Origin of the sequence: Sphingomonas gilva, assembly GCF_003515075.1 — a bacterium.
Taxonomy (GTDB): domain Bacteria; phylum Pseudomonadota; class Alphaproteobacteria; order Sphingomonadales; family Sphingomonadaceae; genus Sphingomonas; species Sphingomonas gilva.
The window spans coordinates 296,138-309,773 of the sequence record NZ_QWLV01000003.1 but is presented as its reverse complement, the minus strand read 5'-3'; the positions used below and the strand labels follow the sequence as shown (position 1 = coordinate 309,773).

Genomic DNA, 13,636 nt, shown 5'->3' with positions numbered 1-13,636 from the left:
CGGCTTTTGGTGCCATGCGGCGTTGCGCGTCGGTCACGATGCTATGGCATCGCTCCCTCCTTGCTCCTAGCCTGGCGCCAAAATCCGCTCCGTCACGACCCTGTTCTAATTGAGTTTGGACCCTAGACCGCCGGGTAGCGCAACCGCCCGACGAACCGGCTCAGCGACGGCCGGTGCTGGCCCCGCGCCAGCAGCTGCGCCTTGGTCTTCTCAAACCGCATGATCCCCTCGATCCGCCGCGCGAGGAAGGCGCGGGTGTCGGCCCAGCCCTCGCTCTCGTCGTCGAGGAACACGGTGACCGTCGCGCCGTAGACCCCGCCCAGGATCGTGCGCTTGGTATAATGGTTGTAATCGGTCGCGGTGTCGCCGGCCATGCGCCACATCAGGTCCGCCGCGCGCCAGCCGAGCCTCGCCGCGCGCACGATATTCTGCGGCATGGCGAGGATCGCGAGCGCGCGCCTGAGCGCCTCGCGCTCGGGGGCGAGGATGGCGAGCCGCGCCTCGACCAGCGCTGCGATCTTCTCGCGGATCTTCATCGCCGCGAGCCGTTCGGGCGGCAGCGCCTCGGCCATGCGCCGGTCGACGCTCTCGAACCAGGCGTCGATCATGTCGACCGCGCCGCCGGGAAAGGCCAGCCGGGCGATGTCGGGATCGACCCCCTTCGCCCCCGCGGTCGCATCGAGCGCCTGCGCGTTCCACCCGTCGAACGCGGCGTTGGCGGCAAGCTCGGGGGCGAGGTGCGCGCGCACCTCGTCCAGCGTCGGATCGGCAGGCAGATCGGTCATTCGCCCAATCTAGAGGCAGCGCCGGGCGGCGCAAGCTGCGCCGGCGCGCGCGGCCCGCGGCGGACCAGCACCAGCGCCGCCGCCACCATCGCCGCCCCGGCGAAGTCGATCGGCCCCAGCGTCTCGCCATAGGCCAGCCAGCCGATCGCCCCGGCGACCAGCGGCTGGCTCAACAGCGCGATGCCGACGACGATCGGCTCGAGATGGCCGAGCGCGTAGATCATCAATCCCTGCCCCAGCACCTGGCTGGCCAGCGCCAGCGCGATCAGCGGGCCCCAGTCCTGGGGCAGGAAGGTCTCGCCGAACAGCGGCACCGCGATAGCGAGCGGCAGGATGCCGGCGAGCGTCGACAATGTCAGCGCGGGGAGCGGCGGCATGGTGTCGCGCGCGCGCATCATCGCGATGAAATAGAGCGTGTAGAGGAGGCCGGCGAGCGCGCACAGCAGGTCGCCGACAAGGTTCTCGGGCGATAGCTCGTAGCTCTGCCCGAACATCAGCCCCGCGCCCACCGCGGCGAGCAGCAGCGCCGCCACCTGCCAGCGATTGGGCCAGGCCCGCGCCAGCAGGAAGCCGTAGATCGGGAACATCAGGCTGGTGGCGTTGCCGAACAGCGTCGCGTTGGCGAGCTTGGTCTTGAGGATGCCCAGATGCCAGCTCGCCAGATCGCCGGCGAAGAACAGGCCGGACAAGAGCAGGGTCAGCCACAGCACGCCCGGCAGCTTCCGGGGCGTCTGCTTCATCGCCACCATCGCGATCGCCAGCAGCGGCGCGGCGAGCGTCAGCCGCCAGAAGGCCGAAGCGACCGGGCCGACATCGGCCATCCGCACGAACCACGGCCCGAAGGCGAGCGCGACGTTGCCCGCCAGCACCGCGACGAATGCGGCGGCGGGGGGTCTGCTTCTCGACGGCAAACTTATTCTTGGCGCGTCGGTCATATGCGGCTGGCCTTAGCGCCCTATCTCTTCGCCTGTCTCGCACGAATGACGGAGCCGCCGATGCCGAACCTGTTCGACCCCATCCAGCTGGGCGCGATTCGCAGCCCCAACCGCATCCTGATGGCGCCGCTGACGCGCGGCCGCTCGACCCGCGATCATGTGCCGACGCCGCTGATGGCCGAATATTATGCCCAGCGCGCCGGCGCCGGGCTGATCATCAGCGAGGCGACCGGCATCAGCCGAGAAGGGCTCGGCTGGCCCTATGCGCCAGGGCTGTGGACGAACGAGCAGACCGAAGCGTGGAAGCCGGTCACCGAGGCGGTCCACCGCGCCGGCGGCCGCATCGTCGCGCAGCTCTGGCACATGGGGCGCATCGTCCATTCGTCGCTCGGCGGCGGGCAGCCGGTGTCCTCCTCGGCGACCGCCGCGCCGGGCCAGGCGCACACCTATGAGGGCAAGCAGGATTATGAGGAGGCGCGCCCCTTGCGCCGCGACGAATTCCCGCGCCTGCTCGACGATTACGCGCGGGCGGCCGAAAATGCGAAGAAGGCCGGGTTCGACGGCGTCCAGCTCCATGCCGCGAACGGCTATCTGATCGACCAGTTCCTCCGCGACAACGCCAATTTCCGCGACGACGACTATGGCGGCAGCCCGGAAAACCGCATCCGCCTGCTGGTCGAGACGACCGAGCGGCTGGCCGAGGTCTGGGGCGCAGACCGCGTCGGCGTGCGCCTGTCGCCCAACGGCAATTCGCAAGGCGTCAAGGACAGCGACCCCGAAAGCGTGTTCGTTCCCGCGGCGAAGGCGCTCGACCGGATCGGCATCGCCTTTCTGGAGCTGCGCGAGCCCGGGCCGGACGGCACCTATGGCCGCTCGCTGCAGCCCAAGCAGTCGCCCGCGATCCGCAAGGCGTTCGCCGGCCCGCTGGTGCTCAACAGCGATTACCGCGCCGCGGAGGCGCAGGCGGCGCTCGATGCGGGCGCGGCGGACGCGATCGCCTTCGGCCGCACCTTCCTCGCCAACCCGGACCTGCCCGAACGCTTCCGCACCGGCGCGCCGCTCAACCCGGACGACATGAAGACCTGGTACAGCCAGGGGCCGGAGGGCTATGTCGACTATCCGACGCTGGAGCGCCTCGCCGCTGAATGAACCGAGCGGTTCGCTTTTTTGTGTCCTCCCTGCGCGGGGGCGCTTGGCAAAATACTACTTTGCCGGCCCCTGCGCAGGGACGACGAAGATGACCGGGATAAGCGACACCCCGCAAATTTTTCGCTTTCCTACATAGAACCAGATCGGTTAAACTTGCGGCATGTCCGTGAACCGATTCTCTTCTGCCGATGACCCGCAGCATCCCCGCCATGACGCGCGTTCGGATCGGAGGCGGTGCGAGGCGAACATGCGCTTGAGCGTCGAATTCCTCGAATGTGTCAACTTGGCGAGCGGCTGGCCGAACGTCCACTTGCGGGCGGGCGCGAACGCACGCGGGCTTCGCCATCTCAAAAGCGTCAACTTGGCGTTTGCGAAGAAGCCCGGCCGACGCGAATATGGCTTCGAGGGCCAAATTGCTCAAATGTGTCAACTTGGCGATCGGTGGAACGGCGGCCTGGCGCGCGCGGGCATCAGCCTGTCAAATGCGTCAACTTGCGATCGCGCGAGGGACCGGCCCGGTGGGAAACGGCTTCGAGGCTCAAATTCCTCAACTGCCCGTTACCTTTGGGCGGCTTGCACCTGTCCCCGTCGCCCCTGCGAAGGCAGGGGCCCATCCCATCTCTCGACCGCGCGCGGCTCCCTATATGATGCATGACCGAACAGCGCCCGGAAGGGTCAGGCGAATCGCGCTCGCAGCTCCATCAGCGCGAGCGCGGCCTTGGCCGCCTCGCCGCCCTTGTCCTTGTGGGTCGGGTGCGCGCGCTCCAGCGCCTGCGCCTCGTTCTCGACCGTGAGGATGCCGTTGCCGATGGCGAGCCCGTCCATCGTCAGCGCCATGATCCCGCGCGCGCTTTCCCCCGCGACGATCTCGAAATGATAGGTCTCGCCGCGGATGACGACGCCCAGCGCGACGAAGCCGTCATAGCGGTCGCTCTCGGACGCCAGCATGATCGCGGCGGGGATCTCCAGCGCCCCCGGCACGGTCACCGTCTCATGCGCCTGCCCCGCCGCCTCGATCGCGGCGCGCGCGCCGAGCAGCAGCAGGTCGTTCAGATGCTCGTAATAGCGCGCCTCGACGATCAGGATCTTGGCCATTGTCATTCCTTCGGTAGCTCTCACGCGCCATCCCGACGCCGGTGTGCGTCACTCACCCCCACCCCGTCACCCCGGACTTGTTCCGGGGTCCATCGCGCCGCAAGAGCAGCGCTCACGCCTCCGGCTCTTACCCTTGCCGCCCGATGGACCCCGGAACAAGTCCGGGGTGACGGATCGGGAATTCAGTCCGCCTCACGCCACTACCGGCCGCTCTCCCACGATCGACAGCCCATAGCCATCCAGTCCCACCAGGCTGTGATGGGTGTTGGTCAGCAGCACCATCTCCTCCACGCCGAGCTCGGTCAGGATCATCGCGCCGACGCCGTAGTCGCGCAGCTCCTCCATGTCGGTCGAGCGCTTCTCGCCCGCCTTCAGCTGCACCGCGCGGGTGAACTGGTCGGCGCGCGGCTTGTTGATGACGACGATCACGCCTGCGCCCTCCTCACCGATGATCTCCATCGATCGCTTGAGCATCGAGGAGCGCTCGCCCGCCTCGCCGAAGATGTCGGAAAAGGGCGACAGCGCGTGCATCCTGACCAGGGTCGGCCTGTCGGGATCGATATGTCCCTTGGTCAGCGCGACCTGCTCGGTGCAGGCGGCCTTGTTCCAATAGGTGATCACGCGCCATTCGCCGCCCCATTGGCTTTCGAACCGGGCCTCGGCGCGCTTCTCGACCAGATGGTCGTGGCGGCGGCGATAGGCGATCAGGTCGCGGATCGTGCCGATCTTCATGTTGTGCAGATGGGCGAACTCGATCAGGTCGTCGAGCCGCGCCATGGTGCCGTCGTCCTTCATGATCTCGCAGATCACGCCCGAAGGGTTGAGGCCCGCCAGACGGCTGACATCGACCGCCGCCTCGGTGTGCCCCGCGCGAACCAGCACGCCGCCCTCGCGGGCCACCAGCGGGAAGACATGGCCGGGGGTGACGATCGCGTCGGCGCCGTTGGCGTTGTCGATCGCGACCGAGATGGTGCGCGCGCGGTCGGCGGCGGAGATGCCGGTGGTGACGCCCTCGCGCGCCTCGATCGAGACGGTGAAGGCGGTCTCGTGGCGCGTGCCGTTCGAACGGCTCATCAGGTCGAGCCCCAGCGCGTCGACCCGCGCCTTGGTCATCGCCAGGCAGATCAGGCCGCGGCCGTGGCGCGCCATGAAGTTGATCGCGTCGGGCGTCGCCATCTGCGCGGGGATGATCAGGTCGCCCTCATTCTCGCGGTCCTCGTCGTCGACCAGGATGTACATCCGCCCGTTGCGCGCCTCGTCGATGATCTCCTCGGCCGACGCCATCACCCCCTTGCCGCCGCCGCGCACCAGGAAGCGTTCCAGCTTCAGCAGGGTCTCGGCGGTGGGGTTCCAGTCGGGTTCGTCGAGCCGGCGCAGCGAGTTGGCGTGGAGGCCGACCGCGCGGGCAAGCCCGGCCTTGGTGATGGAGCCTTCGGCGATCAGATCGCGCAGGCTGTCGATCAGGGGGGTGCTCATGCCGCCGGTGTGTCACATTTCCAGCAGATCATCAAGGATGAATCACATTATGGTGTGATACAACGCGGCGTTGCGGCTGTCACAAAAAGGATGGTTCACGCGAAGGCGCGAAGGCGCAAAGAAAGCGGAGGAGGAATATGCTGCGCAGCGGCTTCAAATCCTTCTATTTTCTTCTTTGCGCCTTGGCGCCTTCGCGTGAATCCACCCTTCTTCTTCTATCCGCTACGCCGCAGCGAAATCCCGCATTCGCGCCAGATAGCGCGACAGCACGTCGATCTCGAGGTTGACCGCCATGCCCGGCCCGAGGCCGGCAAGCGTGGTCATCGCCGCGGTATGCGGAATGATGTTGAGCCCGAAGCGCGTGCCCTCCGGCGTGTCCTCGACCGCATTGACCGTCAGCGACACCCCGTCGACCGCGATCGATCCCTTGGCCGCGAGATGCGGCGCGATGTCGCGCGGCGCCGCGACGGTCACGCGATGCGAATCGCCTTCCGGCGTCACCGACACCACCTCGCCGACGCCGTCGACATGGCCGGTGACGATATGCCCGCCCAGCTCGTCGCCCACCTTCAAGGCGCGTTCGAGGTTGAGCCGGCGACCCTCGTTCCACTGCCCCTGCGCGGTGCGCGAGACGGTCTCGGCCGAGACATCGACCGCGAACCAGCCCGGCCCGAGATCGACCACGGTCAGGCACACGCCCGAACAGGCGATCGACGCGCCCAGGGCTATGGTGGCGGTGTCATAGGCCGTGGCGATGCGCACGCGCAGGTCGCCGCGTTGTTCGAGAGCCTCGATCGTGCCGATATCGGTGATGATTCCGGTGAACATGCCTTGGTCTCCCGCCTCATCCGGGCGGAAAAGTGGTATCCACTTTTCCTGATGAGGCTCGGGCGCGCTCGTAGACGTCCAGCCGGTTGCTGCCAAGCGCGCGCGCATCGGCCAGTCGCCAGCGGCCATGCGCGGCGTCGAGCGACGCCAGTCCGATATCGCCCAGCGCCGCGATCCCCTCGCCGATCAGGATCGGCGCACGGTAGAGCAGCAGCCGGTCGACCAGATCGGCGGCGAGGAAGCCGGCGGCGGTTTTCGCTCCGCCTTCGACCAGCAGGTGATCGACGCTTTCCAGCGCGGCGACATCGTCCGGTGCGGCGATCGCCATCCAGCCGTCCGGAGCACCCGCGCTCGTCAGCACGACCCGACGCGGACTGCGCGCCTCCAGCCCCGGCAGCCGCACGTCGAGCGAAGGCGAGTCCGCTGCCAGCGTGCCGCGCCCGACCAGGATCGCTTCGTGCCGCGCTCGCTCCAGATGCGCATGCGCGCGCGCCTCCGGCCCCGTGATCCAGCGGCTCTCGCCCGATGCCAGCGCGATCCTCCCGTCGAGCGAGGCGGCGAGCTTGAGCGTGACGTGCGGACGGCCGAGCGCCCGCCGCGTCAGGAAGCCCGCCATCGATCGGCGCGCCTGCGCCGCAAGCACGTTCCGGGTCACGGCGACGCCGGCGCGTTCGAGATGCGCGATTCCCTCGCCGTCGGTGCGCGGGTCGGGGTCGCCGATCCCGATCACCACCCGCGCCAGGCCCGCCTCGGCCAGCGCCGGAGCGCAGGCTGGGCCGCGCCCGCCTTCGTGCGCGCACGGTTCCAGCGTCACATAGGCGGTCGCCTCGCGCGCGGCTTCGCCGGCCTCACCCAGCGCCATCGCCTCGGCGTGCGGACGGCCGCCCGCCTGCGTCCAGCCGCGCCCGACGACGCGGCCGTCGCTGACGATGACGCAGCCGACATTGGGATTGGGCGCGGTGAGGCCGCGGCCGCGCTCGGCGAGCGCCAGCGCGGCGGCCATCCACCGCGCGTCGTTCAAAGCCCCCAGCTTTCCAGCGCGTCGTCGACCTTCTTGAACTTGGCGCGACGCTCGGCGAGGATCCTGTCGTTCTCCGCCTTCTGCTTCTCGCGCGCCGCCTGGTCGACCTTCTGCTTGGCGATGATCTCCGCATCGGTGCGGTTGGCCGGCCAGTTGTCGAAATAGATGATCTCGCGCTTGTACGGCCGCGGCATCCGCGAATCGACGACGAAGCCCGCCAGGATCGTGCCGGTGATGACGATCGCGGCGATGCCGAACCACAGCTCGTGCTTGCTGCGATAGGAAAGGAACAGCCTGAGGTCGCGATAGGCGCGCAACGGCGAGAAGCGGGAGAAATAGGACATGACGCCTGATAACCTAGGGGCTGGCGCCCGCTGCCGCCAGCCCCAGGGCCTCCCGGGCGTCAGCCGTCGAGCTGGAAGATCACCGAAATCTCCCGCCACGCCTCGATCGGCGCGCCGTCCCGCGTCGCCGGCTTGAAGCGCCACTTGGCGAGCGCCTGCTTCCTGGTGGCGGCGAAGAAATCGGCATCGGGATTGCCGACCGGCCGCACCTGCAGCACGCGTCCCTCGGCGCCGACCAGCACGCGCACGGTCACCCGCCCTTCCTCCTCCAGCCGGATCTTGGCGGGCGGATAGCTGGGCTGGAAGTCGCGAAGGTAGCGCGGATCGATCACGGCCTCGGTCATCACCGGCGCGGGCGGGGCGATGGGACCGGTATCGATCGTGCCTGCGACCGGCGGATCGAGCGTGATGACGGGATCGCGGGTGAGCTCGATTATCGGCGTTCTGGGCGTTGTCGGCGTCTCGACGATCCGATCGACGACCGGCGGCTTGGCCGTGTCCGTCCTTGGCTGCGGCCTGGGCTCGGCCGGCACTGGCTCGGGCGGCTCCGGTTCGACCGGAGTGAAGATCTCGATCGCCTTGGGAATCACCTTCTCGACCGCGGGCGCGGCGGTCAGCAGCGCGGCGAAGACGGCGGCGTTGATCGCGATGGCGGCAGCCAGGCTGGCGGGGTTGAGCTTCCTGGGTTGGACATTGGCATAGGCCATGATCGCTCTCCTTGAGTGGCCGATCCGCCCGACAGGCCGGGTGTCAGCCTGGCTCCAATGCTACATTATAACATTGCATATGCAAGCCCGTTCTGCGTCATGGCAGCAGCCGCTCCAGCGCTCGCTCCCGCCCGATCAGCGGCAGCAAAGCCGCCATGTCGGGGCCATGGTCCATTCCCGTCAGCGCGCGGCGCAGGGGGAGGAACAAGGACTTGCCCTTGCGCCCCGTCGCGATCTTGAGCGCGCCGGTCAGCGCGTGCCACGGATCGGCGGACCAGTCGATCTCGCCGACCAGCCGATGGGCGAGGGCCAGATAATCGCGATCTCCGGGGTCGGGCGTGACGGCGACCGGCCCCTCGACCACCCTCCACCAGACCGCCGCATCGGCGACGGTGATCAGGTTGGGCCGCACCGCGTCCCAGGCCTCGGCGTCCATGCCCTGGGGAAGGCGATCGGCCACCGCGCCGAAGGGCAGCTGGTGGACGATGCGGGTGTTGAGCTGGGCCAGCTCGCTCTCGTCGAAACGCGCCGGCGCGCGGCCGAAGCGGGAGAAGTCGAAGGTTGCGACCAGCGGCGCGGTGTCCACCACTGGCTCGACCGGATCGCTCGTTCCGAGACGCGCGAGCAGCGCCTTGACCGCGATCGGCTCGATCCCGGCCTCGCGGAAATGATCGACCCCCAGCGAGCCCAGCCGCTTGGAGAGCTTGCCCTCCGCCCCGGTCAGCAGCGCGGCATGGGCGAAGGCGGGCGGCGACGCGCCCAGAGCGGCGAACATCTGCACCTGCGCGGCGGTGTTCGAGACATGGTCTTCGCCGCGCACGACATGGGTGACGCCCATTTCGACGTCGTCGATCGCGCTCGGCAGCATATAGAGCCAGCTGCCGTCGGCGCGGCGGATCACCGGATCGGACAGCGCGTGCGCGTCGAAATGCTGGGCCCCGCGGATCAGATCGTCCCACGCGATCGGCTGGTCGTGATCGAGCCTGAAGCGCCAATGCGGCCGTCGTCCCTCGGCTTCCAGCGTGGCGCGGTCGGCGTCGCTCAGCTTGAGCGCCGTCCGCTCGTAAACCGGCGGCAGCCCGCGCCCGAGCAGGATCTTGCGGCGCAGATCGAGCTCCTCGGGCGTCTCGTAGCAGGGATAGACATGGCCGGCGTCGCGCAGCGCGGCGAAGCGCCCCTCGTACAGATCGAACCGGTCCGACTGGCGTACCTCGCTATCGGGGATGAGCCCCAGCCAGGCGAGGTCGCCGCGAATGCCCTGGGCGAAATCCTCGGTCGAACGCGCCGAATCGGTATCGTCCATCCTGAGCAGGAAGCGCCCGCCGCTCTTGCGCGCCCACAGCCAGTTGATCAGCGCGGTGCGGATATTGCCGATGTGGAGCGCTCCCGTCGGCGAAGGGGCGAAGCGGGTGACGGAGGTCATGGCGCGCCCGTGTCGAAAAGCGGAACATTCTCGGCAGCCGCCGCTTTCAACAGGTCGCGGTCGAAGCTGAGCAGCGGAAGCCGGCGGCGGAGCGCGAGCTCGAGATAGGCGGCGTCGTAAATCGTCAAGTTGTGCGAGACGGCCAGCCGGTAGGTGGCGCCAAGCGCCCGCTCACTGGTCTCCGCATCGACCGCGATCGGCAACTGACCGAACATTGCCGTCAGCGTGTCGGCTTCTTGAGGCGTCGCCCGCTTCCGGCGCATCCCGACCAGCATCTGATTCGCGATTTCGAGTCGCCAATGGCCGGGGACCAGGCATTCCCCAGCGACGAAGCTGTCGAGCAAGCCGGGGAACAGCGCATCCGCTTCGTCCTTGAACAGCAGCGGACCGACGACCGACGCATCGGCCACATATTTTGTCACCGACGCCCCTCGTTCTTCCACTCGATCAATTCTTCAATCGTCGCTGTACGGCCCTCGGCGCGCATCCTGGCTCCTATTTCACGGATCCTTGCCAGCGCCTCGCGTGCGCGCGTTTCGCGTTCGATATCGCCCGCTACAGCGCTCAGCTTCGCGGCAGGCTTGCCGTGGCGGGTGATGACGATCTCCTCGCCCGCCTCGGCTGCGGCGACATATTCGGAAGCGCGGTCCTTGAAGGCGGCGATGGGAACGTGGCGCATGGCGAGCTATCCTTTTTCTGGCCAGAATATGGGCCGTTCAGGCCAGATTGTCCATCATGCCGTGCGGAAGGCGTTGGTGATCGGATAGCGGCGGTCGCGCCCGAAATTGCGCGTGCCGAGCTTGACGCCCGGCGGGGCCTGGCGGCGCTTGTACTCGGCGACGTAGAGCAGCCGCTCGATCCGCGCGACGGTGTCGTGATCGAAACCGCGCGCGGCGACATCGCCCACCGACAGCTCCTCCTCGACCAGGCCGTGCAGGATCGGATCGAGCACGTCATAAGGCGGCAGGCTGTCCGAATCCTTCTGGTCGGGGCGAAGCTCGGCCGAGGGCGGCTTGGTGACGATGCGTTCGGGCATCACCGGACCGTCCGGCCCCAGCCCGAAGCGCGGGCGGCGTTCGTTGCGCCAGCGCGAGATGGCGAACACCGTCGTCTTGTAGGCGTCCTTCAATGGATTATAGCCGCCCGCCATGTCGCCATAGATGGTCGCATAGCCGACCGACATCTCGCTCTTGTTGCCGGTGGTCAGCAGCATGTGGCCGAACTTGTTGGAGAGCGCCATCAGCGTGACGCCGCGGATGCGCGACTGGATATTCTCCTCGGTGATGTCGACCTCGGTGTCGGCGAAGGTGCCCGACAGCATCGCGTCGAACGCCTCGACCGCTGGGACGATGGGGATCGTGTCGAGCTTGCAGCCGATCATGCGGGCGCATTCGGCGGCGTCCTCCAGGCTCTCCTGGCTGGTGAAGCGGCTGGGCAGCATCACGCACCATACCCGGTCGGGCCCCAGCGCATCGGCGGCGATCGCGGCGCAGATCGCCGAATCGATCCCGCCCGAAAGCCCCAGCACCACGCCGGGGAAGCGGTTGCCGTCGACATAGTCGCGCAGCGCCACCATCATCGCATGGTAGACGTCGGAAGGATGCGGCTCGAGCGCGGCGATCGGCCCGGGCTCGCAGGTCCAGCCGGCATCGCCGCGCGACCAGCGCGTGGTGACCAGCACCTCCTCCCAATCGGGCAGCTGACGGACCAGCGTCCCGTCGCCTGCGAGCACGAACGACGCGCCGTCGAACACCAGCTCGTCCTGTCCGCCGACGCGGTTGAGATAGATCAGCGGCAGGCCCGTCTCCGCGACGCGCGCCCTGGCGACGCGGGTCGAGCGGACATCGTCCTTGTCGATCTCATAGGGGCTGCCATTGGGCACGATCAGCAGCTCGGCGCCCAGCTTGTCTAGGTGGGCGGCGACCATCGGGAACCAGATATCCTCGCAGATCGGCACGCCCAGCCTTACCCCGCGAAACTCGATCGGCTCGGGCAGCGGGCCGGGTGCGAAGACCCGCTTCTCGTCGAAGGTGCCGTAATTGGGCAGCTCGTGCTTGCACCGGATCGCCGCGATCTCGCCGCCGTCGAGCAGCGCCACGGCGTTGTAGAGCAGCCCCTCACGGCGGATCACCGCGCCGACCAGCATCGCCGGGCCGCCGTCCCCGGTCGCCCCGGCGAGCTTCGCCAGCGCCGCCTCCGACCGCTCGGCGAGCACGGGCTTCAGCACCAGGTCCTCGGGCGGATAGCCGATCAGCTGCAGCTCGGGGAAGACGACCAGGTCGGCCCCGCCCGCCTTGGCCCGCCAGTCGAGCATCGCCGCAGCGTTGGCGTCGAGATCGCCCATCTTCTGAGAGACCTGCGCCAGGGCGATGGTGAGAGTGTCGGTCATGTCCGCGCTCTAATCATGGTGCCAAGGGGCGGCAATGCCCCCTTCCCGCAACGCGCCGCCGCCCTTCGGGGTCCGTATTCGACACGGGCAATGGCCGTGACGGAGCGGATTTTGGCGCACGGCCAGGAGCAAGGAGGGAGCGATGGTTATCCATCGTGACCGATGCGCGACGCCGCCGTGCGCCAAAAGCCGCCCGCCGCTTCGCGGTCGCCTGGAGAGGCCCGCTGGCCACGTCGCTTGCTTGCGCGGGCCACCAGCCCGCGTCTGCGCTGCGCTCCTTGCCAGCGGGCCTCTCCAGGCGATCACGACCGTTGCCCGTGTCGAATACGGACCCTAAGGGTGCCACGCAATTGAAACAGACGCCGGGAACGCCGCCGATGAAGCTGATGACGGGCAATTCGAACCTGGCGCTGGCCAAGGACATCGCCGCCTATCTCGAAATCCCGATCACCGAGGCGAGCGTGCGCCGCTTCGCCGATGAGGAGGTGTTCGTCGAGATCCACGAGAATGTCCGCGGCGAGGACGTGTTCGTGCTGCAATCGACCGCCTATCCAGCCAACGACAATCTGATGGAGCTGCTGATCTGCATCGACGCGCTGAAGCGCGCGTCGGCGCGGCGGATCACCGCGGTCGTCCCCTATTTCGGCTATGCCCGCCAGGACCGCAAGCCGGGCCCGCGCACGCCGATCTCGGCCAAGCTGGTCGCCAACCTGATCACCGTCGCGGGCGCGGACCGGGTGCTGTCGGTCGATCTCCACGCCGGGCAGATCCAGGGCTTCTTCGATATCCCGACCGACAATCTCTACGCCGCGCCGGTGATGTCGGCGGACATCATGACGCGCTTCGGGGACAAGAACCTGATGGTCGTCTCGCCCGATGTGGGCGGCGTGGTGCGCGCGCGGGCGCTGTCCAAGCGGCTCGACAACGCCCCGCTGGCGATCGTCGACAAGCGCCGCGAGCGCGCGGGCGAATCGGAGGTGATGAACATCATCGGCGATGTCGAGGGGCGCTTCTGCGTGCTGGTCGACGACATCGTCGATTCGGCGGGGACGCTGTGCAACGCCGCCGCGGCGCTGAAGGAAGCGGGCGCGGAAGGCGTCGTCGCCTATGTGACGCACGGCGTGCTGTCGGGCGGCGCGGTGGCGCGGGTCGAGGGATCGGTGCTGCACGAGCTGGTGATCACCGATTCGATCGGGGCGACGCCCGCGGTCGCCGAATCGGACAAGGTCCGCACGCTGACCATCGCCCCGCTGCTCGCCGAAGCGGTGCGGCGAATCGCCGACGAAAGCTCGGTGAGTTCGCTGTTCGATTAAGGTGGGCGGCGCCTTCCCCCAAGTTGACGCGTTTGAGAGAGTTGAGGGATTTGACGCTCGGACGCGTGTTCGGCGCTCGCGCCAGCGCCGGCAAGTTGACGGATTTGAGGAATTTGCCCCTCAAAAGCGTGAACGCGCTGCACCTCTTGCGCCGATAGGGCAATCGGCGCG

14 protein-coding genes are annotated in these 13,636 nt (G+C 68.2%); 2 read left to right on the top strand and 12 right to left on the bottom strand.

What is annotated here, in order from left to right:
• Positions 1–122: 122 nt before the first annotated feature.
• Both D1610_RS10120 and D1610_RS10115 read right to left on the bottom strand, forming a co-directional pair.
• Entirely contained in the window at positions 123–785 is a 663-nt protein-coding gene (locus tag D1610_RS10120) for a COQ9 family protein (RefSeq protein ID WP_118864034.1), read from the bottom strand.
• The gene (locus tag D1610_RS10115; RefSeq protein WP_118864033.1) at positions 782–1,720 is read right to left on the bottom strand and encodes a DMT family transporter; all 939 of its coding nucleotides are present in this window, start codon (positions 1,718–1,720) and stop codon (positions 782–784) included. Before D1610_RS10115 ends, D1610_RS10120 begins: the two co-directional genes overlap by 4 nt.
• Positions 1,721–1,780: 60 nt before the next feature.
• Here D1610_RS10115 and D1610_RS10110 point away from each other — a divergent pair, with 60 nt between their 5' ends.
• Positions 1,781–2,869: an alkene reductase gene (locus tag D1610_RS10110; protein ID WP_118864074.1), complete on the top strand. Its 1,089-nt coding sequence runs from the start codon at positions 1,781–1,783 to the stop codon at positions 2,867–2,869.
• A gap of 675 nt (positions 2,870–3,544) precedes the next feature.
• Here the strand turns inward: D1610_RS10110 and ribH are convergent.
• The 10 genes from ribH to D1610_RS10060 all read right to left on the bottom strand — a co-directional run bounded on the left by ribH (position 3,545) and on the right by D1610_RS10060 (position 12,152).
• Positions 3,545–3,964 (bottom strand): 6,7-dimethyl-8-ribityllumazine synthase, encoded by a 420-nt coding sequence (gene ribH, locus D1610_RS10105; protein ID WP_118864032.1) that lies wholly within the window; start codon positions 3,962–3,964, stop codon positions 3,545–3,547.
• A 192-nt stretch (positions 3,965–4,156) separates the two neighbouring features.
• Positions 4,157–5,440, bottom strand: a complete 1,284-nt coding sequence (ribB, locus tag D1610_RS10100) for a 3,4-dihydroxy-2-butanone-4-phosphate synthase (RefSeq protein WP_118864031.1) — start codon at positions 5,438–5,440, stop codon at positions 4,157–4,159.
• A 222-nt stretch (positions 5,441–5,662) separates the two neighbouring features.
• Positions 5,663–6,268: a riboflavin synthase gene (locus tag D1610_RS10095; RefSeq protein ID WP_118864030.1), complete on the bottom strand. Its 606-nt coding sequence runs from the start codon at positions 6,266–6,268 to the stop codon at positions 5,663–5,665.
• A gap of 16 nt (positions 6,269–6,284) precedes the next feature.
• Complete coding sequence (gene ribD / locus D1610_RS10090; RefSeq protein WP_425453212.1) at positions 6,285–7,298, bottom strand: bifunctional diaminohydroxyphosphoribosylaminopyrimidine deaminase/5-amino-6-(5-phosphoribosylamino)uracil reductase RibD; 1,014 nt, start codon at positions 7,296–7,298, stop codon at positions 6,285–6,287.
• On the bottom strand, positions 7,286–7,633 hold the full coding sequence (locus D1610_RS10085) for a hypothetical protein (RefSeq protein WP_118864028.1): 348 nt from the start codon (positions 7,631–7,633) through the stop codon (positions 7,286–7,288). Before D1610_RS10085 ends, ribD begins: the two co-directional genes overlap by 13 nt.
• A 59-nt stretch (positions 7,634–7,692) precedes the next feature.
• A complete protein-coding gene (locus tag D1610_RS10080; RefSeq protein WP_118864027.1) occupies positions 7,693–8,340 on the bottom strand; it encodes an energy transducer TonB in 648 nt (215 codons plus the stop codon).
• Between the two features lie 97 nt (positions 8,341–8,437).
• Complete coding sequence (gene gltX, locus D1610_RS10075) at positions 8,438–9,763, bottom strand: glutamate--tRNA ligase (protein WP_118864026.1); 1,326 nt, start codon at positions 9,761–9,763, stop codon at positions 8,438–8,440.
• Positions 9,760–10,173: a type II toxin-antitoxin system VapC family toxin gene (locus D1610_RS10070; RefSeq protein WP_182466776.1), complete on the bottom strand. Its 414-nt coding sequence runs from the start codon at positions 10,171–10,173 to the stop codon at positions 9,760–9,762. Before D1610_RS10070 ends, gltX begins: the two co-directional genes overlap by 4 nt.
• Before the next feature lie 8 nt (positions 10,174–10,181).
• Entirely contained in the window at positions 10,182–10,442 is a 261-nt protein-coding gene (locus D1610_RS10065) for a type II toxin-antitoxin system Phd/YefM family antitoxin (RefSeq protein ID WP_118864024.1), read from the bottom strand.
• Positions 10,443–10,496: 54 nt separating this feature from the next.
• Positions 10,497–12,152: an NAD+ synthase gene (locus D1610_RS10060; RefSeq protein WP_118864023.1), complete on the bottom strand. Its 1,656-nt coding sequence runs from the start codon at positions 12,150–12,152 to the stop codon at positions 10,497–10,499.
• Positions 12,153–12,529: 377 nt separating this feature from the next.
• Here D1610_RS10060 and D1610_RS10055 point away from each other — a divergent pair, with 377 nt between their 5' ends.
• A complete protein-coding gene (locus D1610_RS10055) occupies positions 12,530–13,465 on the top strand; it encodes a ribose-phosphate pyrophosphokinase (RefSeq protein ID WP_118864022.1) in 936 nt (311 codons plus the stop codon).
• Positions 13,466–13,636 lie beyond the last annotated feature (171 nt).

Coding starts and splice junctions, on each gene's coding strand:
- D1610_RS10120 (WP_118864034.1), bottom strand. CDS start 785: ATGACCGATCTGCCTGCCGATCCGACGCTGGACGAGGTGCGCGCGCAC.
- D1610_RS10115 (WP_118864033.1), bottom strand. CDS start 1,720: ATGACCGACGCGCCAAGAATAAGTTTGCCGTCGAGAAGCAGACCCCCC.
- D1610_RS10110 (WP_118864074.1), top strand. CDS start 1,781: ATGCCGAACCTGTTCGACCCCATCCAGCTGGGCGCGATTCGCAGCCCC.
- ribH (WP_118864032.1), bottom strand. CDS start 3,964: ATGGCCAAGATCCTGATCGTCGAGGCGCGCTATTACGAGCATCTGAAC.
- ribB (WP_118864031.1), bottom strand. CDS start 5,440: ATGAGCACCCCCCTGATCGACAGCCTGCGCGATCTGATCGCCGAAGGC.
- D1610_RS10095 (WP_118864030.1), bottom strand. CDS start 6,268: ATGTTCACCGGAATCATCACCGATATCGGCACGATCGAGGCTCTCGAA.
- D1610_RS10085 (WP_118864028.1), bottom strand. CDS start 7,633: ATGTCCTATTTCTCCCGCTTCTCGCCGTTGCGCGCCTATCGCGACCTC.
- D1610_RS10080 (WP_118864027.1), bottom strand. CDS start 8,340: ATGGCCTATGCCAATGTCCAACCCAGGAAGCTCAACCCCGCCAGCCTG.
- gltX (WP_118864026.1), bottom strand. CDS start 9,763: ATGACCTCCGTCACCCGCTTCGCCCCTTCGCCGACGGGAGCGCTCCAC.
- D1610_RS10065 (WP_118864024.1), bottom strand. CDS start 10,442: ATGCGCCACGTTCCCATCGCCGCCTTCAAGGACCGCGCTTCCGAATAT.
- D1610_RS10060 (WP_118864023.1), bottom strand. CDS start 12,152: ATGACCGACACTCTCACCATCGCCCTGGCGCAGGTCTCTCAGAAGATG.
- D1610_RS10055 (WP_118864022.1), top strand. CDS start 12,530: ATGAAGCTGATGACGGGCAATTCGAACCTGGCGCTGGCCAAGGACATC.